This window comes from Oceanobacillus sp. HCA-5259, assembly GCF_037892815.1.
GTDB classification, from domain to species: domain Bacteria; phylum Bacillota; class Bacilli; order Bacillales; family Amphibacillaceae; genus Oceanobacillus; species Oceanobacillus indicireducens.
The window spans coordinates 1-2394 of record NZ_JBBKBV010000067.1; the positions used below are offsets into that span (position 1 = coordinate 1).

The 2394-nt window shown below is 36.9% G+C and carries 2 protein-coding genes; both read right to left on the minus strand.

Annotation, left to right across the window (positions count from 1 at the left end):
- Window positions 1–70: 70 nt before the first annotated feature.
- Window positions 71–775, minus strand: a complete 705-nt coding sequence (istB, locus tag WKU33_RS18705) for an IS21-like element helper ATPase IstB (protein WP_156858106.1) — start codon at window positions 773–775, stop codon at window positions 71–73.
- A gap of 14 nt (window positions 776–789) precedes the next feature.
- Window positions 790–2244, minus strand: a complete 1455-nt coding sequence (gene istA / locus WKU33_RS18710; protein ID WP_156858105.1) for an IS21 family transposase — start codon at window positions 2242–2244, stop codon at window positions 790–792.
- Window positions 2245–2394 lie beyond the last annotated feature (150 nt).

The following is a 2394-nucleotide window of genomic DNA, read 5'->3' on the forward strand; positions in this document are numbered from 1 at the left end:
TGTGTTTTGCAAGTAAAAAGTACACAACATTGCAATGAAAATATACATAAGCTTGCCAACCGATTTTTGTTCAGTTATTTCTTGATAATGCATGGGTGATTCTGAAGCTATCACCAGTAAAGTTTAATATATGCGCATGATGGATAACACGATCAACCAATGCTGCCGTTAACCTCGAGTCCCCAAATATTCGATTCCATTGGCTAAACTCTAAATTAGAAGTAATGATGAGGCTTTTCTGTTCATACCAGTCAGAAATAAGTTGGAAAAAAAGTTCAGCTCCTTCTGTATTGAAGGGAACATAGCCCATTTCATCCAAAATGATAAGATCAACATTTCTGAATTTGCCTTTGAAAGATGCTAGTTTGTCCTCTTTCCAAGCTTTCTCCAAGTTAGCTACTAAATCGGATACCCTATAGAACCTAGCCTCCTTTCCCATCCCACATGCTTTATAGCCTATGGCTGTGGCCAAATGTGTTTTACCAGTACCTGGTGATCCAGTTAAAATTAAGTTTTCCTTCGCCTGTATAAAGTTCAAGCTTTCTAGCTCTTTTTCATCCATCTGAGGTGGCAAATGAATCTGATCGTGCCATTGAAAAGTAGATAAAGACTTTTCTTGGAGGAACCGAGCTTTTTTAATCAGTCGCTCTACTTTAGCGGATTCCCGTAGTTCTAATTCCTTGGACAGTAAAGCTTTCAAGTACTGTTCTGGGTTTTCAAATGGAATATCCTCATATATCTCAGCTGTGTGAGCGAGGCGAAGAGATTTGCACATTTCTTTTAATTCGTTCACCGTACTTCACCTGCCACTTTAGATAATTTTTGAAGTAAATCATATTTCGCCCAATCAATGTCATAGGGATGGTTTTCTGGCTCTTGAAGTTCTGATGATTGCTTAGCTACTAGTTCATAGAAATGTTCGTTGATTTCACTCATCTCATGAGTGCTGAGTAATGAAATTAACCACTTCATGCGCTCCTTTCTAATATCGTAATTCGTCACCTTAATGTATTCAGCTATGCGTCCTGGTAAATAAGCAGCGTGACGTGAGTAGTCTACTACTCGTGGTTTCGTTAACCAGCTTTTTAGAATAGAGTCCCAAGGTATTTTACGACCTTTATGCATATATGGCCGATAATCTTCTAAAAGTATTTCTCCATGAGGAGAAACTACTTTGAAGCTATCCCAATATTTTATAAGCATTAACTGTGAATAATTATATCCTCTAGGAACATAAACTTTTGCCTTGTCTATTACAATCTCTCCATATTTATTTGCTTGCGCCTTCTCCTCTTTAAAGACAGGATATTCTTCTTCAGGCAATGCCAATAGATATTGATTTTCTTCTTCCACAAGTTCATTAATCGTACGATTCTTTTCATAATGGATACGATCCCGGTCCGTTATCAAGTGCTTCTCTAACAATTGTGTTAAATGCTGAAAATCTCTAATCACTGGGGCAGGAGTAATAAAGTTATATCTAATATAGCCGACTTTATTTTCTACATTACCTTTTTCATGACCAGAATAAGCATTACAGGCCTGTGGCTCAAAACCATAGAAATTCGCAAACTGCATAAACTCATTCGTAAATTCCGTTTCCCTGTTCTGTCCTCTTGGCTTAACCACAGCTGTTTTCATATTATCAATACGGACTTTCCTAGGAACTCCACCCAGTTGCTTAAACATTTTTTTCATCCCATAGAAGAGACATTCTTGATTCTCCCCTGGTAATGGTACGGCATAGGCATCATTACTAAATGGCAGTGTCATTACAAGACAATGAACATCTATGTATTTACCATCCTTCACTGCTTCCATAAGACCAAAGTCAAGTTGTGCTTCAGCTGGCGGGTGGATGAGACGCTCATAGTTTTCATCAAACTTTTCTTCGTCTGAAACCTCTTTTCCTTCTCGCCATTCTTGAATGAAATTGCAAACTGTTCGATAAGAACCCGGGAAGCCCATCTCTTTTAAACTGGAAAACAATTGATTGTTTTTCCTTCTCAACTTCTTTTTTAACTTCTGATCTTCCAAAAGCCAATCTATAACGATTTCACCCCATTCCTCCTCATACATCATTCCTTTCTTTATTTTAGTTTTTTCTTTTGGTATTTGTTCATTATCTGCATATTTTTTTGCAGTTCTCCAATTGATTTTATGAATCTTAGCTATCTCATTAACAGATAATGATTTATCATTTCTTAAACATTTGATAGAATTGATTTCAGGCATTGTCAGCATTCCTTTCGACCTCCACTGTTTTGATTCGACACCAATAACAGTAGGTTATAATTTGGAGGCTGGCAAGCCTTTTTTATTTTCTGAGAACTTTATTGCAGCGTTATGTACTTTTACGCTGCATTATTATGTACTTTTATTTTGCCATAAACA

Excerpts from the sequence above, each read along its gene's own strand:
- istB (WP_156858106.1), bottom strand. The coding sequence starts at position 775 with ATGTGCAAATCTCTTCGCCTCGCTCACACAGCTGAGATATATGAGGAT.
- istA (WP_156858105.1), bottom strand. The coding sequence starts at position 2,244 with ATGCTGACAATGCCTGAAATCAATTCTATCAAATGTTTAAGAAATGAT.